The organism is Pelagerythrobacter marinus (assembly GCF_034375205.1).
In the GTDB taxonomy this organism is placed as follows: Bacteria; Pseudomonadota; Alphaproteobacteria; order Sphingomonadales; family Sphingomonadaceae; genus Pelagerythrobacter; species Pelagerythrobacter marinus.
Map to the genome: position 1 here is coordinate 25,097 of NZ_CP139719.1, position 23,622 is coordinate 48,718.

The following is a 23,622-nucleotide window of genomic DNA, read 5'->3' on the forward strand; positions in this document are numbered from 1 at the left end:
CAAATGAACCGTAGACGTCTGGCCGTTTTTATCGGCGTGATCGTTTCAATCGCCGCTGCAGTGTTTATGCTGTGGCCAAGTGGCAGTGCCGACCAGCACATTGAGGAAACGCGCGAGGAGGCCGAGCTTCCCGAAGGGCTTGTCCTGCTTGGCGCCGAACAAATCGAAGCGTCCCAGATAGAGGTCGAAACCGTCGGTCAGGGATCGGCGGTCGAGCTGGTCTTTCCGGCCACCGTCGCGGCAAGCCCGACGGCAAGTGCCCGCATCGATGCCCGCGCAGCGGGCGTAGTCCGCAGTGTCGGCAAAACGCTGGGTGATTACGTGAGGCAGGGAGAGACGATTGCCCGCATCGAGAGCGCCGACGCCGCTGCTCTTGCGGCGCAACTCAGCGCAGCGGGCGCGCGGGTCAACGAATTGTCTGCTGCCTACGATCGAGAGCGCCGCCTTTTCGAAGCCAATGTCACCGCGCGGCAGGATCTCGAGGCCGCCCGAGCCAATCTGCAGGTTGCTCAATCGGAACTTGCGCGTGCCCAAGCGGCAGTCTCGGCGGCGGGTGTTAGCGGCGACGGGCGCTCCCTCGCGGTTACGAGCCCGCTCGCGGGCCGAGTGACCTCGGCGCCTATCGTTCTCGGGTCCTTCGTCGAGGCCGGAGAAGAACTCTACCAGGTCGTGAACCCGAGCGGCATGCAGGTCGAGGTTGCCCTCCCGTCGGCTGAAGCAAGCCGCATCCAGCCTGGCGACGAGGCCACGCTGGAAATCGCGGACAACCGGGAAGTGGGTGCGCGCGTGCGATCCGTCACTCCCTCGCTCGATCCCGAAAGCCGCAGCGCTACGGCGGTCCTGTCGCTGGCAAGGCCGATCCCCGGCCTGCAACCCGGTGCGTTCTTGCAGGCACGTATCCGCCCCTCGGGTGAGGTCGATACCGGCCGCATGTCGGTGCCGGAAAGTGCCGTCCAGACAATCGATGGCGCAGAGGTGGTCTTCGTTCGCACGCGCCGCGGGTTTCAAACCCGTCGAGTGGTCACCGGTGCGCGTTCGGGAGGACGGGTGGTCATCGAGTCCGGTCTCGAAGCAAATTGGCGGATAGCCACCGCCAACGCCTTCTTGCTGAAGGCTGAACTCGAGAAGGAGGAGGCCGAGCATGGACACTGATCACATGCAGGACGCGGATCGCCCCCACCGCCATGGCCTTATCGGCATGATCCTCGACGTCGCCGTGCGCTTTCGCTGGGCGATGGTCGTGCTGACCCTCGGTGTGGCAATCTTTGGCGTGGTGAATTTGCTCCGCCTGCCCATCGATGCTGTGCCCGATATCACCAACGTACAGGTGCAGATCAACACCGAGGCACCAGCCCTTTCGCCCTCGCAAGTCGAGACGCAGGTCACCTATCCTGTCGAAACCGGGCTTGCTGGCATCGAGGGTCTGGAAATGACACGCTCGATATCGCGCAACGGGTTCAGCCAGGTGACCGCGATTTTCGAGGAAGGGACCGACATCTATTTCGCGCGTCAGCAGGTCAACGAACGGCTGACGCCCATAAGCGCTTCGCTGCCCGAGGGTGCCGAACCGGTGATGGGACCCATCTCGACCGGCTTGGGCGAAGTGCTCATGTATACCATCGAGTACGAATATCCTGACGGCAAGGAAGCGCCGCGGGGCGGAGCGGTCGGATGGCAGTCCGACGGGAGCTTCGTGACCGAACGTGGCGACCGGCTCGACAGCGATGTTGCCAAGGCTGCCTATCTGCGAACCATTCAGGACTGGGTGGTTGCACCGCTCATGCGGTCGGTCGACGGTGTGGCAGGTGTCGACTCCATCGGCGGCTTCGAAAAGCAATATCTCGTCCAACCCGATCCCGCACGATTGACCGGTTACGGTTTGTCGTTCGACGAGGTGATCGACGCGCTGGAAGCGGCCAATCTCGCCGAAGGGGCCAATTTCGTCGAACGGGCCGGTGAAGCCCTCCTCGCCCGGGTCGATGCGCGCCTCGGCAGCGTCGAGGATATCGAGCAGGCGGTCGTTTCCACCCGCGAGGGAGTGCCTATTCGCGTAGGGGACATCGCCACGGTCAGCATCGGCGGTGACCTTCGAACTGGCGCGGCGTCGCTGAATGGCGATGAAGCGGTCGTGGGCACCGTGCTCATGCGCGCGGGCGAGAATAGCCGCACCGTTTCGGCCCAGGCGGCCGAACGGCTTGAGGAAGTCCGCAGCTCCCTGCCGGAAGGAATTGTCGCGGAGATCGTCTACAACCGGTCTTCCCTGGTCGATGCGACGATCGCGACCGTCGAGAAGAACCTTGTCGAGGGCGCGCTTCTGGTCATTGCGATCCTGTTCTTGCTGCTGGGCAACATCCGGGCAGCGATCATCGCGGCGCTGGTCATCCCCTTTTCCATGCTGATGGCATCGATCGGAATGAACCGGCTCGGCGTTTCGGGCAATCTCATGAGCCTGGGTGCGCTGGACTTCGGCCTGATCGTCGATGGTGCCGTCATCATCGTCGAGAACAGCGTCGCGAGGCTCGCGGCTCGACAGGAACACGAGGGCCGACTTCTTACACTTGGTGAGAGGTTGACGGAAACGCGGCTTGCCGCGCAGGAAATGATCAAGCCAACCGTGTACGGCCAGGCGATCATTCTTCTCGTCTTCGCACCGCTTCTCACCTTTACCGGCGTCGAAGGCAAAACCTTTTCACCCATGGCGATCACGGTCATGCTCGCGCTCGCCTCGGCGTTCGTGTTGTCGCTGACCTTCGTCCCGGCAATGATCGCCATCCTGCTCAACAAGAAGCTGACGGAAAAGGAGGTCAAGCCGATCCGGATCGCCAAGGAGCGATACGGACCGCTGGTCCGCAAGGCGATCACCCGCCCCTGGCCGGTCATCGGCATGGGCGTCGGCATCTTCGCCTTTGCGGCCTTCGTGTTCAGCTTCCTCGGGAGCGAGTTCACACCGCAATTGGACGAGCGCGACATCGCCGTGCAATCGCTGCGTATTCCTTCGACATCGCTCGAACGTTCGCTCGCGATGCAAAGGCGGGTAGAGGACCGGCTCGAGCAATTTCCGCAAGTCGAGCTTGTCTTTTCGCGGACGGGCACGGCGGAAGTGGCCAGTGACCCGATGCCGCCGAACGCTTCCGATGCGTACGTGATCCTCAAACCCCGTGAGGAATGGCCCGATCCCGACCTCGCCAAGGACGAGTTGGTCGCGCAAATGGAGAGCGCCCTCAGCAGTCTCGTCGGCAACCTTTACGAGTTCAGCCAACCGATCGAATTGCGGTTCAACGAATTGATCGCAGGCGTTCGCGGAGATGTTGCCGTCAAGATCTACGGAGACGATCTCAGCGCCATGACCTCGGCGGCGAACGAGGTTGCGGGCGTGCTGCGCAATGTCGACGGCGCCGCGGACGTCAAGGTCCAGCAAGTGACCGGGTTCCCCACCCTCGATATTGCCTTCGATCGGCCAGCGATTGCCCGTTACGGGCTGAAGGTCGAAGACGTTGCGCAATCGGTGGCGATCGCACTGGGCGGTCGGCCTGCGGGCCTCGTTTTCGAAGGCGATCGCCGCTTCGATGTGGTTGTGCGGTTGTCGGACGCGACCCGCGACGATTTCGACCAGTTGGGTGCTTTGCCGGTGCTGCTCCCGAACGGGGCAACCATACCGCTACGCTCGGTTGCCGAGTTCCGTGTGGTGGATGGTCTCGCGGAGGTTCGCCGGGAACAGGGACGCAGACTGGTGATCGTTTCGTCCAACGTGCGAGAACGCGACCTCGGGTCTTTTGTAGAAGAGGCCCAGGAAAGGGTTGCGGCGCAGGTCGAACTGCCCGCTGCCGCGTTTATCGAGTGGGGCGGTCAATACCAGAACCTCCAGGCTGCTCAGGAAAGACTTCAGATAGTCATTCCTATCGCTTTCGCGGTCATTCTCTTGCTGCTTTACATGGCGGTTGGGGGCTGGGTGCCGGCGCTCGCCGTATTCAGCGCGATCCCGTTGGCCCTGGCAGGCGGGATTTTCTCCTTGGCTCTACGCGGGATGCCATTCTCGGTATCTGCGGCGGTAGGCTTTATCGCCCTGTCGGGTGTGGCGACCTTGAATGGCCTCGTGATGGTGACTGCGATCCGTCAGCGGCTCGACAGGGGCATGGCGCTCGATGACGCCATCGTCGATGGTGGATTGGCGCGCCTAAGGCCGGTTCTCATGACCGCGCTCGTTGCATCGCTCGGCTTCGTGCCGATGGCCATTGCGACCGGGACCGGCGCGGAAGTGCAACGTCCCTTGGCGACAGTCGTCATTGGAGGGTTGATCACCGCCACCGCGCTGACCCTTTTCGTCTTGCCCGCAATCTTGAAGCTGGTTTTCGGGACCAGAGAAGATGACCGGACCTGGCGACAGCGTTGGTGGGACAGGCTGCGGCGCAATGTGACAAGCGATGAGCAGCGCGAGCTGAAGGACATCACATGACCGATCGGGAAAGGAGAATACGGTGCTGGCACTGAAGGAAAAGAACGGACTGCTCTGGATACGTGCCGGAGGCAGGCAGGGGGATGAAGCCTATGACCGCTTTGTTCCCCAATTCGAACATATCGCAGAGCGCGAGGCCGGTACCGTCCCGATGGTGATCGAGCTCGCGCCTGACTTTTCGGGTTGGAACTTCGGAGGTCTCTGGCGCGATCTCAAGTTCGACATCCGGCATAAGGATTGTTTCGGCCGGATCGCCATAATCGGCGACAGCGAATGGGAAGAGTGGGGCACGAAATTGTCATCCTCACTCTTCCGCACCGAAATGAAGTTCTTCCGGCCAACACAGCGTAGTCATGCGGAAAGCTGGGTACAAACCGAGGAGGACGCAGCATGAGTGGCGGACATGAGGTCGATGTCGGGTCGCCTGAAAAGCGCAAGACCCTGTGGGTTGTCCTGTGGCTTAACGTGGCCATCGCGATCGGCTTTTTCGCGGTCGGGTATTTTGCCGATTCTAATGCGCTGTTGGCGAACGGCCTCGATAATTCATCCGATGCCATCGTTTATGCGCTCAGCCTGCTCGCGCTGACCCGCTCACGGACCTGGAAACGCGGGGCCGCACGTTTCTCCGGCATCATGCTGCTGATCTTCTCTGCTGGGGTTATCTTCGATGCTTACCGACGGTTTGTGGAAGGGTCCGATCCGGGCGGGATATTGATGATGGCGATGGCGTTCATCGCGGGGATGGTCAATCTCTATTGCCTGCGCCTGCTGCAGAAGATGGAGAACAAGGACGTCAATATGCGGGCGGCGACCACCTTCAGCTTCAACGACTTTATCTCTAATGGCGGGATCATTATCGCCGGCATCATTGTGATGCTGACCGGAACCAACTGGCCCGACCTCGTTGTGGGCATCGCGGTAGCTTGCATCGCTCTCTATGGCGGCATCGAGATTCTGCGCGACGCTCACATGGATAGCCACGACGATGCGGGAACCAAACACGGCGAGAAGAGGAATTGACCCTATTCGATCTTCCTGCACAATGTGTCCGATGCGCTGGCTTCGGCCGGTGTGATCGTGGCTGGCGTGCTCATTCTGCGATACGAACTTTATATCGCCGATCTGACCATCACGGTGGTCATTGGTGACTTTGTGATCTGGCAGGGCGTTACTTTGTTGCCTCGCACGGTGCGTCTCTTGATGGGCGCGGTGCCGGACGAAAGCGAGTTCGATCGCATTGTGAGCGACCTGCGTGACGCAGAAGGCGTGGCCGACGTCCATCACGTCCAAGTCTGGAGCATCAGCGAGCATTATCGCGCGCTTGAGGCGCATGTCGTTCCTGCCGAATCTTCGTTGCAGGCTTTCGAGGATGTGAAGGCGCGGGCTCGCGGTATGCTCGAGACGCGGCACGCCATCACCCATGCAACGTTCGAAGCCTGCCTCGCTGCCAACTGTGATCCGGTTATGGTCCCGGGCCATCAGGTCGAAAAGAACCAATGCCAAGACCATGATCACGACCATTGACAAGCGCGGCGATCAGGTCGGCCGCTGCAAGCAAGCAGTTTGGTAGCGCACGGCATGAACCGCCCTGCAACTCGTAAATGAGGACCGACGAATGAAAGCTTCCGATCTTATGGTCGCCGCGCTCGAGGCAGAGGGTGTCGAGTATGTTTTCGCCGTTCCAGGCGAAGAGAACCTGGATCTTCTGGAATCGCTGCGAACTTCCACCATCACGCTGGTTCTGGCCCGTCACGAACAGGGCGCTGGCTTCATGGCGGCAACTTATGGCCGCCTGACCGGCAAGGCAGGTGTGTGCCTGGCAACACTCGGGCCAGGTGCCACGAACCTGACCACACCGGCGGCCTATGCCGCGCTCGGAGCCTTCCCGCTCGTGATCATTACCGGGCAGAAACCGATCAAGACCTCGAAACAGGCCCAGTTCCAGATTGTCGACGTCGTTTCCCTGTTCACCCCGCTGTGCAAGGCATCGACCCAGATTGTGAACGGCAACCGCATCCCGTCGCTCGTTCGCGAGGGATTTCGCCTGGCGCAGGAAGAAAGGCCGGGCGCTGTGCTGCTCGAGCTGCCCGAAGACATTGCTGAAGAGCAAACGGTCGAACCTGTCATACCGCCGCATGACAGGCGCTATGCCGTAGCGGGTGACGCCGCTCTAGATGAGGCAGCGAGACGTATCCTCGCTGCACAGAGACCTCTGCTACTGATCGGAGCCGGAGCGAACCGCCGCCGCGCTTCGAAGGCGTTGCGCAAATTCGTATCCGATACGGGCTTTCCCTTCTTTGACACCCAGATGGGCAAAGGCGTGGTCGATGAAGATAGCGAGCTCTATCTGGGCACCGCAGCACTATCGTCGGGAGATTATGTTCACTGCGCGATCGAAAAGGCCGATCTGATCGTCAATATCGGTCACGATGTGGTTGAAAAGCCGCCCTTCTTCATGGAGCCGGGCGGGCAGACCGTCATCCACATCAATTACAAGGCGGCCGAAGTCGATCAGGTCTACTTCCCGCAGCTCGAGGTCATCGGCGACATCGCCGGATCGGTCGAGCGCCTCGGAAGCCGTTTGGATGGCAAGCTCCAATGCGACCGCGGCTATTATACCGCGCTGCATCGCGAGATTGCTTCGCACATCTCCGAAACCAGCGACGACGAACGTTTTCCGATGGTCCCCCAGCGCGTGGTTGCCGACGTACGCAGCGTAATGGCGCGCGATGATATCGTTGCGCTCGACAACGGCATCTACAAGATCTGGTTCGCCAGAAACTACATTGCGAATGAACCGGGCACCATCCTTCTCGACAATGCATTGGCGACGATGGGCGCGGGCCTTCCGTCGGCCATGGTGGCGGCGATGCTGTCTCCCGGGCAAAGAGTTCTCGCGGTATGCGGTGATGGCGGGTTCATGATGAACTCGCAGGAGCTGGAAACGGCCGTCAGGCTGGGCCTGAACCTCGTCGTACTCGTCTTGAACGATGCGGCATACGGCATGATCCGCTGGAAGCAGGACCAGCTCGGTTTTCCGGACTACGGCCTGACCTTTTCCAATCCCGACTTTGTCACCTATGCACAAAGCTATGGAGCGACCGGCCACCGTATCGAGCGAAGCGCGGATCTGGTTTCGCTCCTGAACGCCGCATTCGAGGCTGGCGGCGTGCACCTTGTCGATCTGCCTGTCGACTATTCCGAAAACAAGAAGGTGCTGATCGACGAACTCGGCGCGAAGGTGTGCGAGCTATGAAAACGATCGTTCGCAATCCCTTCGACCGCTCGCAGGTTGCAGAAGTGCCGCTTGTCGACTGGGCCCAAATCGATGAATGGCTGAATGAGGCGCAGTTGCTCCACCGCGACCGCAATTGCTGGCTTGCCGTGCACGAGCGTATCGCCATCCTCCGGCGGGCGGCGGATATCATGCGTGAACGAGCCGAGGAATTGGCTCTCCAGATCGTCAGGGAGGGCGGCAAGCCCCTGGTCGATGCGCGGGTGGAAGCCAGACGCGCGATCAACAGCGTCGACTTGTGCGTTCAGGCGCTGAGTGAGGGCGGCGGCCATGAAATTCCGATGGACCTGACAGAAGCGGGTGCGGGAAGGACGGCATATACCTTCCGCGAGCCGATCGGTCCTGTCGTGGCGATCTCGGCATTCAATCACCCCCTCAACCTGATCGTCCATCAGGTTGCACCGGCGGTAGCAGCCGGGTGCCCCGTTCTCATCAAGCCTGCGCTGGAAACGCCTCTGTCATGCCAGAGCTTCGTGAGCATTCTCCATGAAGCCGGCCTGCCCGAGGCCTGGTGCCGGTTCGCACCTTGCGGCAACGATATCGCCGAAAGAATGGTAACCGATCCGCGCACGGCGTTCTTCTCATTCATCGGTTCTGCGAAAATCGGCTGGATGCTTCGCTCGAAGCTGGCGCCGGGGACCCGCATTGCTCTCGAGCACGGCGGCGCGGCGCCGGTAATCGTGGACAACGGCGTGGAGCGCGCAGCAGTGATCGCCTCGTTGCTTAAAGGCGGGTTCTATCATTCGGGTCAGGTCTGCGTTTCCGTACAGCGCGTATTCGTCCCTGCTGCAGAATTGAAAGACTTCGCCAATGACCTAGGGCGAGCTGCCGAAAAGCTGGTCGTGGGCGATCCCGCCGATGCTCAGACCCAATGCGGACCCCTGATCCGAACGGAGGAAGTTGACCGCGTCGAACGCTGGGTCGATGAAGCCATCGCAGCAGGCGGCACCCTGGTGTGCGGGGGAAGCCGTCTGAGTGATACTCTTTTCTCCCCGACCGTCATTGTCGATCCTCCCGAAAGTTCCAAGGTATCCCAGGAAGAAATCTTCGGCCCCGTGATCTGCGTGTATGGCTATGACGATATCGACCTGGCTATCAAGCAGGCCAATGCCCTGCCTTACGCCTTTCAGGCCGCTGTATTCACGGATCGCCTGTCAATCGCTAATCATTGCATACAGTCTCTGGCGGGATCGGCTGTGATGGTGAACGACCATACGGCATTCCGCGTCGACTGGATGCCTTTTGCAGGGCTGCGCCGCTCCGGGCTTGGCGTCGGCGGGATCCCCTACACTATGGCGGATATGAGCATTGAAAAAATGGCCGTCTGGAACTGGCCGACAGCAGCATCATAACCCGTTCGACAGACCCGGGATGGCGACACGGGCAGCCTCGCACGCGTTGGCCTCACCCGGAGTTGAGACCGGCATGGACGGCGGACAAAGCCCTGCGTTGGCGAGCCTGAGCAAACTGGCGCACAAGGCGCGAACATCAAGGCTCGGCGGTACCAGCGAGCGCATCGATTATGCGGCATTCGCCTACAGTGTCTTGCTCGCAGGCAGCGATCATACGCCCAAGTTCCGTCCGCAACGTCTTCAGGCTTGCGATCTTGCGCTCGACTTCGTGGAGATGGCTTCTGGCCAGAGCGTCGATGCCCGCGCAGGACCGGTCGACATCATCGGAAAGATCGAGCAACTCCCTGATCCGTGCCATCGAGAAGCCGAGATCACGCGCGCGCCGTATGAAATTGAGGCGCGCTTCCTCTGCTGGTCCATAGTCGCGATAATTGGCCTGCGTGCGCGGAGGGGCCGCAAGAATACCCTCGCGCTCGTAGTAGCGGATTGTTTCCGATTTGACGCCTGTTATCCGGGCGACTTGACCAATTCTCATATCGTCAGTTCCAGTCGCTTGACCTTGTAGTAGCTACAAGGTGCATAGGCTGTCTCGAAACTAGGAGTCGAGTGGATGGCGAAGAATTGTTGCGATGCTGCCGATGTCGGCGATGCCCATAACGATCCGAGATGGCGCCGGGTCCTGTGGGTGGCCCTCGCTCTCAACGCCATTATGTTCGCTATCGAAATCGTGGCCGGGATAGCCGCAGATTCGCGCGCGCTGCAGGCCGATGCACTCGATTTTCTGGGCGATTCAGCCAATTACGCCATCAGCCTCGGAGTTGCCGGAATGGCAATTGTATGGCGCGCACGCGCGGCGCTCGCGAAAGCGGCGACCATGCTGGGATTTGGTCTTTGGGTCCTTGGCTCGGCACTTTGGGGGTTTTTTGTGGGTGCCTCACCAGATGCCGGCACGATGGGCATCGTCGGTTTCCTGGCGCTCGCAGTAAATCTCGCGGTCGCGGCGATGCTCTTTCGGTATCGAACCGGGGACGCGAATATGCGCTCGGTGTGGATCTGTTCGCGCAACGACGCGATCGGAAACGTCGCGGTGCTCGCGGCCGCGGTCGGTGTCTTCGGGACGGGGGCGGCATGGCCCGATCTTGCTGTTGCGGGAATCCTGGCAAGCCTGGCGATCTGGGGGAGTACCGACGTGTTCGCCCAGGCGAGGCGCGAGCTCAGGACAGCATGAAAGGTCCGAAGTACAGCCGCCGGTTGCGTCCGACATGAGAAGTAGCCTATTCGCTATTGCGAGTTAGTTGCATATCCTTAAGGGGGCTCGGATGCCTGTTTCCATTCCATCGCCGCACAAGGTGCTCAAGGTCTTCATACTGGCCCTCCTTCTGAGCCTGTCGGGCATGGCGCGCGCGGAGGGCTCAGAGGTGCGCACGACGTGGCGCCTTCTCGACTACATCGCTGTCGATTACTCCGCAGCGGTGTCGAACGGGCAGGTCATTGACAATTTCGAATATGACGAAATGGTCGAATTTTCTTCGACCGTCGGCGAACAAGTAGCCGCGCTTCCCGATGCTTCGGCCAAACCCGGTCTAATCGCGATGTCTGTGGACCTGCGTCAGGCGATTGAGAAGAAAGCTTCGGTCGAGCGCGTTTCCCGGCTGGCCCGTGCCTTGGGTGGATCGCTGTTGGAGGCGTACCCGGTTCCGCTGGCTCCCCGAAGCCCGCCCGATTTGTCTCGCGCATCGACACTCTTTTCCCAGAACTGCGCCTCGTGTCACGGTGCATCGGGCCGTTCCCCTCCGGCAGCCAGCATGACGCTCGAGCCTCCTCCGATCGATTTCACCGATGCCGACCGAGCGCGCCAGCGCAGCATTTTCGGTCTCTATCAGGTCATAACACAGGGCCTTGAGGGCACGTCGATGCCCAGCTTTGCTGGACTTTCGGAAGCCGATCGCTGGGCCCTCGCATTCTATGCAGGCGGCATTGCATTCGAGGATCTCGAACGGGGGGAGAAAATCTGGCGCGAAGATGACCGGGTGCGGCGTCTGATACCCGATCTCGAGACACTTGCGGCCATCACGCCCGCAGAGCTCGCCGACGCGATCGGAGAGAACCGGGCATTGGCCGTCATGGCATACCTGCGATCAAATCCCGGAGTTGTCAGCCAGAGAAGCGAGAACGGCTCGCTCGATCTTGCGCGGCAGACCCTGCAGCAAAGTCTCGCCGCCTACGAGCGGGGCGAACGCGCAGAGGCGCGCCGACTAGCTCTGTCGGCCTATCTTGACGGCTTCGAACCGGTCGAGGGTATTCTCGCGACGCGCGATGGTGATCTCATGCGGCAGATCGAGCAAGCGCTCAGCCAATATCGTTCAGATATCGAGCGCAACGTGCCTGTCTCGCGATTGCGCGAACGACACGCTTTCGCCGCGAGCCTGCTTGAGCAAGCGGATGTCGCTCTCGCGCCCGAAGCAGCCAGCGACATCTCCACTTTTCTGGGTGCCTTCACGATCCTGCTGCGCGAGGGGATAGAGGCACTTCTCGTGGTGATTGCCATGATCGCCTTCGTTCGCAAATCGGATCGCGGCGAAGTAATCGCCTACGTTCATGGCGGCTGGATCGCCGCGCTGCTGGCAGGCGTCGCCACCTGGGTGGCCGCGACCTACTTCGTCGCTATTAGCGGAGCGAGCCGCGAGCTCACCGAAGGATTCGGTGCGCTGTTGGCGGCGGTCATCCTCATTTCCGTCGGGATCTGGATGCACGGCAAGAGCCAGGCAGATGAATGGCGACGCTATATTCAGCAAAGGATGGGGAAGGCTCTTTCCAGGCGATCAGCATGGTTTCTCTTCGGGCTCGCTTTTGTCGTAGTCTATCGCGAAGCCTTCGAGACGATCCTGTTCTATGCCGCCCTCTGGACCCCTGATAGCAGTTCGGTGATACTTGCAGGGGCGGTGTCGGCTCTCGCCGTCCTGTCGGCTCTTGCATGGTTCATGCTCCGCTACAGCCGCAAGCTGCCGATCACGCAATTCTTCAAGTACAGCGCGATACTGATCGCAGTCCTCGCGATCATCCTGGCCGGCAAGGGTGTGGGCGCGTTCCAGGAAGCGGGCACGATCTCCATGACCGCGGTGTCGGGACTTCCCCGCCTGCCCGATCTCGGGTTCTTTCCCACCGTGGAAACGCTCGCCGCTCAGCTGGTAGCCTTCCTCGCTTTGGTGCTTGGATTTCGCTACGGTAATCGTCACCACCGCTCACAGTAGCGGGGCATCTCGAACTTGCTCTAATTGTTCGGGAGACGCTCCTTCGGTCCGACGCCTATTCTGCGGACCAGCCACAGGGTCGCAGTAGGGACAATGACCCACATGAGCATAGGAACAAGTCCAATATGCGTTCCTGGCAGCAGGGGCATGAGATCGCTGTAGGTCCAGCCCCAGTCGGCCCCGACCGCGAGAACCTCGACGCTCGCAGTGATGACAAGACCTGTCGCGAGGTATGCACTAAACCGTCCCGCGGGCCAGCGCACCAGCCATGGGGAATACGAGTTGCCGATGGAGCCCACGAGATAGGCCGCGACCATGATACCGGCATCGCCGAGCGATGCGAGGCCGCAGCGGTATGCGGCCTGCGCGGGCGTCAGGCCGCCCGCCTCGTAGAACGGCAATTGTAGCATCTCCCAGACGAACGCGATCAGAAACCCGATCACCGAAATCCAAACCAATGGATGTGCGCCGCGCCATGGTTCACCGCTCGGATTAGCGCTCGTTCCATGCGATCGCGTGGCGACATCCGTGCGTTCGTCTTTTCGGTCAGTACACCTCACGCGTCGAACCTTGGGAGCGATAGGCCTCTAAGCCTCAGCGCATTGCCGATAACGGAGACCGACGACAAACTCATTGCCGCGGCTGCGATCATCGGGCTGAGGAGCATGCCAGTCCAAGGATAAAGGACGCCGGCGGCCACGGGAATCCCGAGCGTGTTGTAAGCGAAGGCGAAGAACAGGTTCTGGCGGATATTGCGCATCGTGGCCCGGGACAGGACCAGCGCTTGAACAACGCCAAGCAGATCACCGCGGACCAGTGTCACGCCCGCGCTTTCGATGGCGACATCGGTCCCGGATCCCATTGCAATTCCGACGTGCGAAGCGGCGAGCGCAGGGGCGTCGTTGATCCCATCGCCGGCCATGGCGACACGGCTGCCGCCGCTCTTCAACTCCTCAATCTTGCGATGCTTGTCTTCTGGCGAGACGTTCGCCTCGACCTCATCGATGCCGACCTGTTCGGCAACCGCGAGGGCGGTAGCCTCGCTGTCGCCGGTCAGCATCACGACCTTGATGCCTCGCTCGTGCAACGCGGTAATGGCAGTGCGGCTCGTTTCCTTGATCGGGTCGGCGACCGCGATGAGGCCCGCCGGCGCTCCGTCCACTGCCACGAACATCACCGTTTGGCCCAGCTGTCGACCTTCTTCCGCAGACTGCCGCCAGGTTTCCTCTAGGGCGCCGATGCGCTTCATCATTTTTTCGTTGCCGATCGCGATATTGCGACCCTCGACGCTTGCTTGGATGCCTTCGCCGGTGACGGATTCGATATTCGCGGCATCCAGAATGGCTGCTCCGCGGTTTTCAGCACCCTCGACTATCGCATGCGCGAGCGGGTGCTCGCTTCCGCGTTCGACCGCCGCCACCAGGCTGAGCAATTCGCCGTCGGTGAAGCCGGAGCGGGGTTGCACATCGACCAGATCCGGTTTCCCGAGCGTCAGCGTGCCGGTCTTGTCGACCACCAGTGTATCGATCTTTTCGAGGGTTTCGAGTGCCTCGGCATTCTTGATAAGGATCCCGTGCTGGGCACCTTTGCCCGTGCCGGTCATTATCGACATCGGCGTCGCCAGTCCGAGGGCGCAGGGACAGGCGATGATCAGAACGGCGATCGCGTTTATCAATGCGTATGCCAGAGCCGGCGCAGGCCCCCACACCGCCCAGACACCGAAACTGACGATGGCCACCAGAACAACGATGGGTACGAACCAGGCAGTAACCTGATCGGCGAGACGCTGGATCGGCGCCCGGCTGCGCTGCGCCTCCGCCACCATCTGGACAATTTTGGATAGCATCGTATCCGCGCCAACCTGCGTCGCGCGCATGGTGAAACTGCCGGTCTGGTTCACCGTACCGCCGATTACCGTATCGCCGGCATTTTTCTTGACCGGGATGGGCTCGCCACTGATCATCGATTCGTCGATGGCGCTGCTGCCTTCCTCGACGCTGCCATCAACCGGAACCTTGTCACCTGGGCGGACGCGCAGGAGATCGCCCGAACTCAATTCGTCGAGCGGCACTTCTCGCTCGTCGCCGCGGGCGAAAATCTTCATCGCTGTTGGAGGTGCTAGCTCCAGCAGGGCGCGTAGCGCGCTCGAAGTAGACCCCCTCGCCTTGAGCTCCAGCACCTGGCCCAACAGTACCAGTGTGGTAATGACCGCGGCGGCTTCGAAATAGACGCCGACGCGGCCCGCATCATCGCGAAACGCATCGGGAAAGATGTCCGGCACGAGCGTCGCCACCACGCTGAAAAAATAGGCGATCGCTACGCCAAACCCGATCAGGGTGAACATGTTGAGATTCATCGTGCGGACCGACTGCACCGCACGCGTGAAAAAAGGCCAGCCGCCCCACAGAACGACCGGAGAGGCAAGCACCAGCTGCAGCCACTGTGCCCAGGCCGGGTCGATGACCCCGTGGAATGGTCTCGAGGGCAAAAGGTCGCCCATGGCATACGCAAACAGCGGAAGCGTGAAGAGCGCGCTCCACCAGAACCTGCGACTCATGTCGACGAGTTCGGGATCCGGCCCGTCGTCAAGGCTGACTGTCTCCGGTTCGAGCGCCATCCCGCAAATGGGACAGGACCCCGGTCCGGGCTGTCTGATTTCGGGATGCATGGGGCAGGTATAGATCGTGCCTTCAGGTACATCTTCTACGGCGTCGAGGTGAGCCTTCGAGAGATAGAGTTCGGGATCGGCGCGGAATTTGTCGAGACAGCGCGAGGAGCAGAAGTAATGTTCGGCTCCCTCATGCTCATGCGTATATTTCGCCGTCTTCATAGCGACGTTCATTCCGCATACGGGATCGACCGCCGTTTCGTTCGGGACAGCGGTCTGCGTGCCTGTGACAGATTTATCAGTCATGTATTCTTCCCGTTTCGAAAGCGCCTATTGAAATACTATGCTCTGGCTGCACTTGTTCCGAACCGTCCAAGGCCTCGACCACGACCACTTCGCGCCGCCGTATGGTCTTCTACGTTCTGAGGTATTTGAGCAGTGCCAGGATCCCAAGGATCATAAGTGTCAGGAGCAGGACCCAGAAGAGGCCCATCGCCCACATCATCATGGGGGCATCCATCATGCTGTTTCCGGTCATCATCTCGCGCTCCTTTCTGACGGATATTGATTTAAACAATCCGGGTTGAAGTGCGCCGCACCGTCCTTCGGTGCGGCGCTTCTCGATTCACTGCTTGGCGATTGCGGTGAGCTCTCCGCCCCCGCCTTCTGTAGTCCGGAATTCGAAAGTCACGCGGTCGCCGACCGACACCTTGCCGAGGCTTTCCTCATCGGCGGCGAAAGCCATGGTCATGGCCGGCCATCCCACCGCGGGGATAGGGCCGTGATCGATCGTGATCTTTCCTTCGGCCTCATCGATCTCGGTCACCGAGCCTTCGCCACTGCCAGACTGGCCTACCTCCGCATTGTCCATCATCGGCATATCGTCTGACATCGGCATGCTGTCCGCGTTGGACATCTCGTCGGCCATCATCGTTTCTGCCGGTTGGCTTGCGTCCTCGGCGCTATCGCAGGCTGCCAACGCCAGCGGAGCTGCGAGCAGGATCATGTAGGTTGGGGTACGCATTCTTCGTCTCCTTCGGTTTGTGCCGGTTTTTCCGGACGGGGCCGCCGCAACAGCAGATATGCGGCGGGAAGCAAAAACATCGACAGAAGCGGGGCAGTTATCATACCCCCGATCATCGGTGCGGCGATCCGGCTCATCACCTCAGAACCTGCACCGGTGCCGATCAGGATGGGGAAGAGGCCAGCAAGAATGACCGCCACCGTCATCGCCTTGGGTCGCACGCGCAATAGCGCGCCTTCCCGGATGGCTTCGTCCACTTCTTCAGCGCTGAGGGTACCTTGCCGCCGCTCCAGTGCGGCTTTCAGGTAGATCAGCATCACTACGCCGAACTCGGCCGAGACACCGGCGAGCGCGATGAAGCCGACGGCTGTCGCCACGGACTGGTTGTAGCCCATCAGATAAAGCAGCCAGTAACCGCCACTGAGCGCGAAAGGCAGGGTGCCCATGATGAGTGCCGCCTCATCCACTCTCCTGAATATGAGATAGAGCAGCAGGAATATGATCACCAGTGTCGCGGGCACCACGATCTGCAACCGCTCATAAGCGCGTGTCAGATATTCGAACTGGCCTGCATATGAGAGGCTGACACCCGCAGGCAGATCGACACCCGCAGCAACCGCCTCCTGGAGATCGGCCACCACCGAGGTGAGATCCCGGCCCCGGACGTCGACATAGATGTAGCTGGTCAGCCGGCCCTGTTCGCTCTTGAGCATGGGCGGACCGTCGCTGACCCCCACCCGGGCTACAGTTCCAAGCGTGATCTGCTGGCCGGACGGCGTGAGGACCGGCAAGGCTCTAAGCTCATCAACGCTATCGCGGATTTCGCGCGGATACCTCACATTGATGGGATAGCGCGCGAGGCCCTCGACCGTCCGGGCGACATTGGCACCGCCGACCGCGCCGGAGACTATCTGCTGCACGTCGGTTATGTTGAGCCCGTATCGCGCAGCGGCCATCCGGTCGATATCGACATCGACGTAGCGGCCACCCGACAGGCGTTCCGCCAATGCCGAGCTGACCCCGGGGACCGTCTTGGCCACACCTTCCACCTCGAGTGCCACGCGTTCGATCTGTTCGAGGTCGTCTCCTGAAACCTTCACCCCAATCGGACTCTTGATGCCGGTTGCGAGCATGTCGATCCGGTTGCGGATTGGCGGGACCCAGACATTGGCGAGGCCCGGCACCCGCACGACCCGGTCGAGTTCCTCGACCAGCAGATCGGGCGTCATTCCCTCGCGCCACTCCTCGCGCGGCTTGAAGCGGATCGTCGTTTCGAACATCGTCAGGGGGGCCGGATCCGTCGCCGTATCGGCACGCCCCGCCTTGCCGAACACCGTTTCCACTTCCGGGACCGACTTGATCAGGCGATCGGTGCGCTGCAGCAGCGCCGAAGCCTCGCCGGGCGAAAGCCCGGGCAATGCACTCGGCATGTAAAGCAAATCGCCCTCATCGAGCGGGGGGAGAAACTCGCCGCCAAGCCTGGTGAAGGGAATCGCGGTGGTCAGGAAGATCACCGCCGCGATCGCCAGCGTTGCCTTGGGGCGCCGCATGACCCAATCGAGTCCCGGGCGGTAGATTTTCGTCAGCCAGCGGTTGAGAAAATTGGAATCCTCCGAAGGGATCTTCCCACGGATCAGCCATCCCATCATCACCGGTACCAGCGTTACCGAGAGAATGGCCGCGGCCGCCATGGCATAGGTCTTGGTGAAAGCGAGCGGCGCGAACAACCGACCTTCCTGCGCCTGCAGGGTGAAGACCGGCAGGAACGACAGCGTGATGATCAGCAGGCTGAAGAACAGCGCTGGTCCCACTTCCTTCGATGCGTCGGCGATGATCCGCCAGCGTTCCTTCACCGCAAGCACGGTATCCGGGTTTTCGTGCTCCCATCGCTCGAGATGCTTGTGGGCGTTCTCGATCATCACCACCGCGGCATCGACCATCGCCCCGATCGCGATCGCGATGCCGCCCAGCGACATGATGTTGGCATTGACGCCCTGGAAGCGCATCACGATGAAAGCGGCCAGCACGCCCAGTGGCAGAGTGATGATGGCGACGAGTGCCGAACGCGCGTGCCAGAGGAACACCGCACACACGAGCGCCACGACGATGAATTCCTCGATCAGCTTGTGGGTCAGATTCTCCACCGAGGCGTCGATAAGCTGTGAACGGTCGTAGGTCGTGACGATCTCGACGCCTTCGGGCAGGCTCGCCTGCAACTCGTCGAGTTTTTGCTCCACAGCCTGGATCGCGCTTCGCGCATCCGCTCCCTGGCGCAGAACGATAATGCCGCCGGCAACCTCGCCTTCGCCATTGAGCTCGGCGATGCCTCGGCGCAGTTCGGGGCCGACCTGGATCGTCGCTACGTCGCCCAGCGTGACCGGAACGCCGCCACTCGCGGTGCGTAGCGGGATCTGCCGAAAATCATCGAGGTCGCCGAGATAGCCCGAGGCGCGAACCATATATTCAGCTTCGCCCATTTCGACGATCGAGCCGCCCGCTTCCTGGTTGGCGGACTGGATGGCGCTTACGATCTCGGCGTGGGTCACGCCCAGCGAGGCCATCCGGTAAGGCTCGAGCACGACTTGGTATTGCTTGACCATGCCGCCGACGCTGGCGACTTCGGCAATGCCGGGGATCGTCTTAAGCTCGTAGCGCAGGAACCAGTCCTGCAGGCTGCGTAGCCCGGCAAGGTCATGTCCGCCGGTCCGATCGACCAGCGCATATTCGTAGATCCAGCCGACCCCGGTGGCATCGGGGCCGAGCGTGCTCGTCACACCATCGGGCAGGCGGTTCTGCACCTGGTTGAGATACTCGAGCACGCGCGAGCGCGCCCAGTAGAGGTCGGTTCCGTCCTCGAAGATGATGTAGACATAGCTGTCGCCAAACATCGAGTATCCGCGCACGGTTTTCGCACCGGGCACCGAGAGCATGGTCGTTGCCAGCGGATAGGTAACCTGGTCCTCGATGATCCGGGGGGCTTGCCCGGCATAGTTGGACCGGACCACAACTTGGACGTCGGAAAGATCGGGCAGCGCGTCGACCGGCGTCGTGCGCACTGCCCAGAAGCCGCCCAGCGTCACCGCGATGGCCGCGAGAACGATGAACAAGCGGTTGGCGATCGAGGCATCGATTATCCGAGCAATCATTGTCCGGCCCTCCCGATGGTCTCGATCCGGGGGCCCTCATCCTCCTGGATGAAGGTGAAACGGACTCTGTCTCCCTTCTCGAGCCCGCGCATCTGCGCCGCGCTCTTCGTGCGGAAGGTCATCGTCATGGCGGGCCAGTCGAGCCGCGGGACTGGCCCGTGGCGCAGCGTCACCGAGCCATCGGCGATTTTCTCGATTGTTCCAATCGCACTGAAAGTCGTCGCTTCGTCTTCTTCTGCCTGCTCGGGGCTGCCCTGTTCAATCGGGCGGACATCGAGCCCGGCCAGGCTTGCCTCGGAATCGAGCAGGAACTGACCCGATGTCACGACCTGTTCGCCGGCGGAAAGTCCGGCCAGCACTTCGGTCCTTCCACCCGCTTCGCGGCCGATCCGAACCTCGGCGGGCATGAAACCGCCCTCGTCCTGCCTTACCATCACGATGGTTCGACGTCCGGTCCTGATAACCGCTTCGGAGGGAACCAGCAGCGCGCGGCGTGTATCCGGGGTCAGAGATACCTGTGCGAACATGCCCGGTTTAAGGCGTCCGGAGGCATTGGGCAGTTGCGCACGAACGGTGATCGTACGGCTTGCATCCTGCGCACTCGGCAGGATGGCGATAATGCGCCCTGCGAACCGTTCGTCGGGAAACGCGGTCAGGTTCGCGCTGACAGGTTGGCCGACGCGCACATTGGCTGCCTGCGTTTCAGGCACCGCGGCTTCGAGCCAGATCGGCGAGAAGCCGGTTATCTCGGCGAGCGTCTGTCCGGCCATGACCGTCATCCCCGGACGCACGCCGAGCGTTGTGATCGCACCTCCGATCGGCGCGGTAACGGTGATCGTGGAATGCGGTCGCCCGCTGCGCCCCACCGACGAGATCAGACCTGGAGACATACCCAGAAGGCGCATGCGCTCGCGCATGGCATCGGCAAGTTCTTCATCACCGCTATTCAGGACGGCCAGATATTCCTGCTGCGCTCCGCCCCATTCGGGAACCAGGATATCCGCGAGCGGCGCGCCCCGGCCAATCACGTCATCGGGCGCACGACCGTAAGTCCTTTGAACATAGCCCCCGGCGCGGGGCTGGACGATCGCGACGTCGCGTTCATTATAAGCGAGCACGCCAGTGACGGTTATCTCGGGCTCGAGAAGACCGTACTCTGCTTCGGCAGTGCGAATGCCGAAATTCTGGACCAGGCCTGCATCGATCTGAACGCCGGCCGTCGCCTCCTCTCCTGCACATTTGGGAACCAGTTCCATATCCATGAACGGCGATTTGCCCGGTTCGTCGAAGTGCTGGCCGGGGACCATCGGGTCGTACCAATAGAGGACATCCTCGCATTCTGCGCTGGACGCTGCGCTGCTCTCGTTCGTTCCTGCGCCATCTTGGCCAAGCTGCGAGAGGCCATATCCGGCGGTAACACTGATGAGGGCAACCGTGGCTGCCATCGTCCAGGACTTCTGGCGTGGCGACAATCTGTCCCATGCCTCGCTCATTGCGGTTCTCATTGGTCATATTCCCTGTATGTCAGTCGCAGGTTGGCGGCAGCTTCGACGGTCGCTTCCTCGCGTTCGAGGATATCGATGCGAAGCAGCGCCAGCGCCTTGATGGCTTCGATCACGTCGAGCAGTTCCGCTCTGCCCGCCGCAAAGCTGGCTCGTTCGAGTTCGGCTCGGCTTTCGGCCAATGGAAGCAATTCCTCAGTCGCGCGCTGCCATTGTCGGTAGGCGCTGCGCCAGGCGGCCAGATCAGCCTCGAATTGCGCTTCGAGTGCGCGCAGCTCGTCGAGCTGCGCCTCACGTGCCGCAGCCGCTTCCGACTGCGCCGCAGCAATGCGCGGCTCCTGCCTTTTCTTGCTGAACAGCGGCAAAGTGACCGTTCCCATGACGGAAAACAGATCGCCATATTGGCGCTCCCTTACGCCGTAACTGACCCCAACGCTAAAATCCGGGCGCAAGTCCGACCGCGCGAGGTCGATTGCTGCGTCCGCCTGACGGACTTGAGCTGCCGCCAGAATAATCTCCGGGTTGTATTCCAGCGTAGCCCGCAGCCGCTCGGCCTGGATATCAACCGGTGGAATTTCGCCCGAAGCGACCGCATTCTCGGCGCCAATAAATCGGGCGAGACGAGCCTGCGCGGCTTCGCGCTCGGCCTCAATCCGAGTTCGGGCGTCTTCCACTTCAAGGACGGCTCGGCGGATCTCGAGGCTTTCGCCGGGCCGTGCTGTACCCGCCGCAACCGAACTGCGCGCGAGGGGTACGAGACGTTCGATTTCGTCTAGTGCTTCGCCAACGACCAGATCCGCGCGCTGGGCATAGGCAAGCGAAATCCATGCGCGTCCAGCGCCCAGTCGTGCCATGTGCCGCGCATGAGCCAGCTGGGCCGAAGCAAAATCGATATCCGCAGAAGCGATGCCAGCGCGGGCACGCCGTTCGGCAAGGTTGGGAAAGTCCTGCTCGATCCCGATCTCGACCATGGTCATCATCGTGGGATCAAGAATGTCCGGCCCCGTCACGGGGAGGTTGCGAATGCCTCCGCGCAATTGCGGATCGGGCAATTCGTCAGCCGCATCGGCGATCTCACGCCGGGCGTCGAGCCGCAATTCGCTGGTGCGAACCTGGGGCTGGCCGCTGACCGCAGCCTCTAAAGTTTCTTCATAGCCCACCGATTGGGCATAACTCGCCGGCGCGACAGCCAGCAGAACCGGAAGTGCGGTCAAGCACAATCGTTTCATAATTTAAACTCCGCAAAAAGCCGCACTGGTTGCGCAAGCTCGTACTGCAAGCCCACCCCAATACGCAGGGCTGGCTGGCATGCATCAGTCGCATGGGGATCCACACCCCAATGCGAATGTTAGGAGCGCGCTTGCGGAGGTGGCGGTTCGGGTCCGCGCCCGGCTATGGCCAGCGAGAACGCCGCGAACTCAGGGAACAGCGGCTCGGCCAAGATTCTCGCGAGCGGTGCGACATCCCTGGCAGGCATGATCAGCGGGGAAATACATCCCAGTGCAACCAGACAATCGAGGCGCATATTCTCGCACGGTGCCGGATCAGTATCGTCAGGCATTATCGATCCGGGCATCATGCGCATTTCATCGCAAGGGCTGTCAATCGCGATCGGGACTTCGGGGCGAACTGAGGCGTAAGCCGCCGTTTGGACGAACAGTCCGCAAGCAATCAAAAGAACGCTGAGAGATCGCAATATCCCCATCATTTTTTCCTACGATCCTCTGCGGAACTGGGCAAGCCCCCATGATTTTTGCTCGAATGTTCGCGCAGTGCGGCTTTGTTTGTTCGCCGATGGAGCAAGAACAGCATGGCGGCTACGACAAGGAACGCCAGATTGAGGAAGAAAGTGTAGTCGATCGCAAAAGCCACCATCTCTTCCACCGGAGGACGCGCGTCCGGAATGAGCCCGGCGAACTTGAAGAAATAGTGCACCGAGATACCCGCGGCGACCATCGAAATGTAAAGCAGCGCCGAGAGTGTCAGCGCGTACCGCCAGCCATAGTATTTGGCGTGAACCCAGATAACGGTCGCCGCGACGAGGTCCGCACCCAGGAAGGACATGACGCCGCCGAAGCTCGCATTCTTGGACCACAGCATCGCCGCTAGCGGGATATTGCCCATCGAACCGATGAAGGTGAAAAAGGCGACCACCGGAGCGACGAGAGCGTTCTCGAGCACGATCAGGAATCCGGGATCGGCGCTATCGGTTGCTCCGCCGATTAAAAAGATCGCGTTCCAGAAGCTCTGCGGCACGAATACCGTGATGAAGCCGGCCATGGTAAACCCGAAAAGCAGTTCCTTCCAGACCATCTTCCACTCTTTGACGAAAGCGCTGGCAATCGCGTTCCAACCCGCGCTCGACCGGAGCTGTTCCTTCCACGAGCGATTCTCACCACCCTCCTCTTCTTCGTCAGCATTCTCCGCGCTCATCTGTGTTTCGGCATGATCGCGGGCCCCTTCGGCAAGCTTTCTCGGCAGCAAAAGCGAGGTTAGCAAGTAGGCGTAGATCATCATGAAGAGGCCAAGAAGAAAGTTGCCGAGCGTAAAGCGCCAGCCGACGAGCACCCAGAGCACGATCCCGAGTTCTATGACGAGGTTGGTAGACGCGATGAGAAAGGCAACGGCATTGGCCGGATGCGCTCCTTTTGCGAAGACCGATCGTGATGCCGCGAGCGCTGCAAATGAGCACGACGATGAAATAAAACCGAAAAAACCCGCGAGTGCTGCCTTCGCCGGCGTGCGCTCTCCGAGAGCCCTCGCCATCTGCTCGCGCCGGACGAGCACCTGTATCCCGGCGGAAATGATATACCCGAACACCAGCGCCCAGAGAGCCTTCCAAAGCATTCCGGCACCGGTCTCGAAAGCCAGGAGTACATTGTCCATGAGCATTTTCACTTGCCGTTCGGGTCAGGCGATCGGACAGGCGCAAAACCTGCCCCGCAGATTAATGCGGGGCAGGTGGGGGGGACTGGTTAAAGCGCCGGACAT

At 61.2% G+C, this 23,622-nt stretch carries 19 protein-coding genes; 9 read left to right on the forward strand and 10 right to left on the reverse strand.

The features are described 5' to 3' along the window. Positions 1 to 3: 3 nt before the first annotated feature. The 7 genes from T8T98_RS00110 to T8T98_RS00140 all read left to right on the forward strand — a co-directional run bounded on the left by T8T98_RS00110 (position 4) and on the right by T8T98_RS00140 (position 9,100). Positions 4 to 1,152 (forward strand): efflux RND transporter periplasmic adaptor subunit, encoded by a 1,149-nt coding sequence (locus T8T98_RS00110; RefSeq protein WP_251104436.1) that lies wholly within the window; start codon positions 4 to 6, stop codon positions 1,150 to 1,152. Next, positions 1,142 to 4,453: an efflux RND transporter permease subunit gene (locus tag T8T98_RS00115; RefSeq protein WP_119595031.1), complete on the forward strand. Its 3,312-nt coding sequence runs from the start codon at positions 1,142 to 1,144 to the stop codon at positions 4,451 to 4,453. The genes T8T98_RS00110 and T8T98_RS00115 overlap by 11 nt, the downstream gene beginning before the upstream one ends. A 22-nt stretch (positions 4,454 to 4,475) precedes the next feature. Then, on the forward strand, positions 4,476 to 4,847 hold the full coding sequence (locus T8T98_RS00120) for a SpoIIAA family protein (RefSeq protein WP_046904065.1): 372 nt from the start codon (positions 4,476 to 4,478) through the stop codon (positions 4,845 to 4,847). Further along, on the forward strand, positions 4,844 to 5,473 hold the full coding sequence (locus T8T98_RS00125) for a cation diffusion facilitator family transporter (protein ID WP_008603820.1): 630 nt from the start codon (positions 4,844 to 4,846) through the stop codon (positions 5,471 to 5,473). The genes T8T98_RS00120 and T8T98_RS00125 overlap by 4 nt, the downstream gene beginning before the upstream one ends. A gap of 24 nt (positions 5,474 to 5,497) precedes the next feature. Continuing rightward, positions 5,498 to 5,977 carry a cation transporter dimerization domain-containing protein gene (locus T8T98_RS00130; protein WP_243444630.1) on the forward strand — a complete coding sequence of 160 codons (480 nt, stop codon included), beginning with the start codon at positions 5,498 to 5,500 and terminating at the stop codon, positions 5,975 to 5,977. Between the two features lie 91 nt (positions 5,978 to 6,068). Beyond that, positions 6,069 to 7,709 carry an acetolactate synthase large subunit gene (locus T8T98_RS00135; RefSeq protein WP_251104435.1) on the forward strand — a complete coding sequence of 547 codons (1,641 nt, stop codon included), beginning with the start codon at positions 6,069 to 6,071 and terminating at the stop codon, positions 7,707 to 7,709. Next, a complete protein-coding gene (locus T8T98_RS00140) occupies positions 7,706 to 9,100 on the forward strand; it encodes an aldehyde dehydrogenase family protein (protein WP_251104434.1) in 1,395 nt (464 codons plus the stop codon). The genes T8T98_RS00135 and T8T98_RS00140 overlap by 4 nt, the downstream gene beginning before the upstream one ends. A gap of 136 nt (positions 9,101 to 9,236) precedes the next feature. Here T8T98_RS00140 and T8T98_RS00145 read toward each other — a convergent pair whose 3' ends face one another. Further along, positions 9,237 to 9,635, reverse strand: a complete 399-nt coding sequence (locus tag T8T98_RS00145) for a MerR family transcriptional regulator (RefSeq protein WP_251104433.1) — start codon at positions 9,633 to 9,635, stop codon at positions 9,237 to 9,239. Positions 9,636 to 9,710: 75 nt separating this feature from the next. Between T8T98_RS00145 and T8T98_RS00150 the strand changes: the two genes are divergently transcribed. Continuing rightward, complete coding sequence (locus T8T98_RS00150; protein ID WP_322295764.1) at positions 9,711 to 10,328, forward strand: cation transporter; 618 nt, start codon at positions 9,711 to 9,713, stop codon at positions 10,326 to 10,328. Between the two features lie 91 nt (positions 10,329 to 10,419). Next, positions 10,420 to 12,351, forward strand: a complete 1,932-nt coding sequence (locus tag T8T98_RS00155) for a cytochrome c/FTR1 family iron permease (protein ID WP_202389008.1) — start codon at positions 10,420 to 10,422, stop codon at positions 12,349 to 12,351. A gap of 20 nt (positions 12,352 to 12,371) precedes the next feature. Here T8T98_RS00155 and T8T98_RS00160 read toward each other — a convergent pair whose 3' ends face one another. The 9 genes from T8T98_RS00160 to T8T98_RS00200 form a co-directional block, all read right to left on the reverse strand. Continuing rightward, on the reverse strand, positions 12,372 to 12,794 hold the full coding sequence (locus T8T98_RS00160; RefSeq protein ID WP_251104431.1) for a hypothetical protein: 423 nt from the start codon (positions 12,792 to 12,794) through the stop codon (positions 12,372 to 12,374). Between the two features lie 113 nt (positions 12,795 to 12,907). Continuing rightward, positions 12,908 to 15,265, reverse strand: a complete 2,358-nt coding sequence (locus tag T8T98_RS00165; RefSeq protein WP_251104430.1) for a heavy metal translocating P-type ATPase — start codon at positions 15,263 to 15,265, stop codon at positions 12,908 to 12,910. 109 nt (positions 15,266 to 15,374) lie between these two features. Further along, positions 15,375 to 15,500: a hypothetical protein gene (locus tag T8T98_RS00170; RefSeq protein ID WP_255351904.1), complete on the reverse strand. Its 126-nt coding sequence runs from the start codon at positions 15,498 to 15,500 to the stop codon at positions 15,375 to 15,377. Positions 15,501 to 15,584: 84 nt separating this feature from the next. Continuing rightward, positions 15,585 to 15,983 (reverse strand): copper-binding protein, encoded by a 399-nt coding sequence (locus T8T98_RS00175; RefSeq protein WP_251104429.1) that lies wholly within the window; start codon positions 15,981 to 15,983, stop codon positions 15,585 to 15,587. Next, positions 15,962 to 19,129, reverse strand: a complete 3,168-nt coding sequence (locus tag T8T98_RS00180) for an efflux RND transporter permease subunit (protein ID WP_251104428.1) — start codon at positions 19,127 to 19,129, stop codon at positions 15,962 to 15,964. The genes T8T98_RS00175 and T8T98_RS00180 overlap by 22 nt, the downstream gene beginning before the upstream one ends. Next, entirely contained in the window at positions 19,126 to 20,622 is a 1,497-nt protein-coding gene (locus T8T98_RS00185) for an efflux RND transporter periplasmic adaptor subunit (protein ID WP_251104427.1), read from the reverse strand. The genes T8T98_RS00180 and T8T98_RS00185 overlap by 4 nt, the downstream gene beginning before the upstream one ends. 8 nt (positions 20,623 to 20,630) lie before the next feature. Further along, positions 20,631 to 21,845, reverse strand: a complete 1,215-nt coding sequence (locus T8T98_RS00190; RefSeq protein WP_322295765.1) for a TolC family protein — start codon at positions 21,843 to 21,845, stop codon at positions 20,631 to 20,633. A 134-nt stretch (positions 21,846 to 21,979) separates the two neighbouring features. Beyond that, positions 21,980 to 22,339 (reverse strand): hypothetical protein, encoded by a 360-nt coding sequence (locus tag T8T98_RS00195; protein ID WP_251104425.1) that lies wholly within the window; start codon positions 22,337 to 22,339, stop codon positions 21,980 to 21,982. After that, positions 22,336 to 23,517, reverse strand: a complete 1,182-nt coding sequence (locus T8T98_RS00200) for a permease (protein ID WP_251104424.1) — start codon at positions 23,515 to 23,517, stop codon at positions 22,336 to 22,338. The genes T8T98_RS00195 and T8T98_RS00200 overlap by 4 nt, the downstream gene beginning before the upstream one ends. Positions 23,518 to 23,622: the final 105 nt, after the last annotated feature.

Excerpts from the sequence above, each read along its gene's own strand:
- T8T98_RS00110 (WP_251104436.1), top strand. The coding sequence starts at position 4 with ATGAACCGTAGACGTCTGGCCGTTTTTATCGGCGTGATCGTTTCAATC.
- T8T98_RS00115 (WP_119595031.1), top strand. The coding sequence starts at position 1,142 with ATGGACACTGATCACATGCAGGACGCGGATCGCCCCCACCGCCATGGC.
- T8T98_RS00125 (WP_008603820.1), top strand. The coding sequence starts at position 4,844 with ATGAGTGGCGGACATGAGGTCGATGTCGGGTCGCCTGAAAAGCGCAAG.
- T8T98_RS00135 (WP_251104435.1), top strand. The coding sequence starts at position 6,069 with ATGAAAGCTTCCGATCTTATGGTCGCCGCGCTCGAGGCAGAGGGTGTC.
- T8T98_RS00140 (WP_251104434.1), top strand. The coding sequence starts at position 7,706 with ATGAAAACGATCGTTCGCAATCCCTTCGACCGCTCGCAGGTTGCAGAA.
- T8T98_RS00145 (WP_251104433.1), bottom strand. The coding sequence starts at position 9,635 with ATGAGAATTGGTCAAGTCGCCCGGATAACAGGCGTCAAATCGGAAACA.
- T8T98_RS00150 (WP_322295764.1), top strand. The coding sequence starts at position 9,711 with ATGGCGAAGAATTGTTGCGATGCTGCCGATGTCGGCGATGCCCATAAC.
- T8T98_RS00155 (WP_202389008.1), top strand. The coding sequence starts at position 10,420 with ATGCCTGTTTCCATTCCATCGCCGCACAAGGTGCTCAAGGTCTTCATA.
- T8T98_RS00165 (WP_251104430.1), bottom strand. The coding sequence starts at position 15,265 with ATGACTGATAAATCTGTCACAGGCACGCAGACCGCTGTCCCGAACGAA.
- T8T98_RS00170 (WP_255351904.1), bottom strand. The coding sequence starts at position 15,500 with ATGATGACCGGAAACAGCATGATGGATGCCCCCATGATGATGTGGGCG.
- T8T98_RS00175 (WP_251104429.1), bottom strand. The coding sequence starts at position 15,983 with ATGCGTACCCCAACCTACATGATCCTGCTCGCAGCTCCGCTGGCGTTG.
- T8T98_RS00180 (WP_251104428.1), bottom strand. The coding sequence starts at position 19,129 with ATGATTGCTCGGATAATCGATGCCTCGATCGCCAACCGCTTGTTCATC.
- T8T98_RS00185 (WP_251104427.1), bottom strand. The coding sequence starts at position 20,622 with ATGAGCGAGGCATGGGACAGATTGTCGCCACGCCAGAAGTCCTGGACG.
- T8T98_RS00195 (WP_251104425.1), bottom strand. The coding sequence starts at position 22,339 with ATGATGGGGATATTGCGATCTCTCAGCGTTCTTTTGATTGCTTGCGGA.
- T8T98_RS00200 (WP_251104424.1), bottom strand. The coding sequence starts at position 23,517 with ATGGACAATGTACTCCTGGCTTTCGAGACCGGTGCCGGAATGCTTTGG.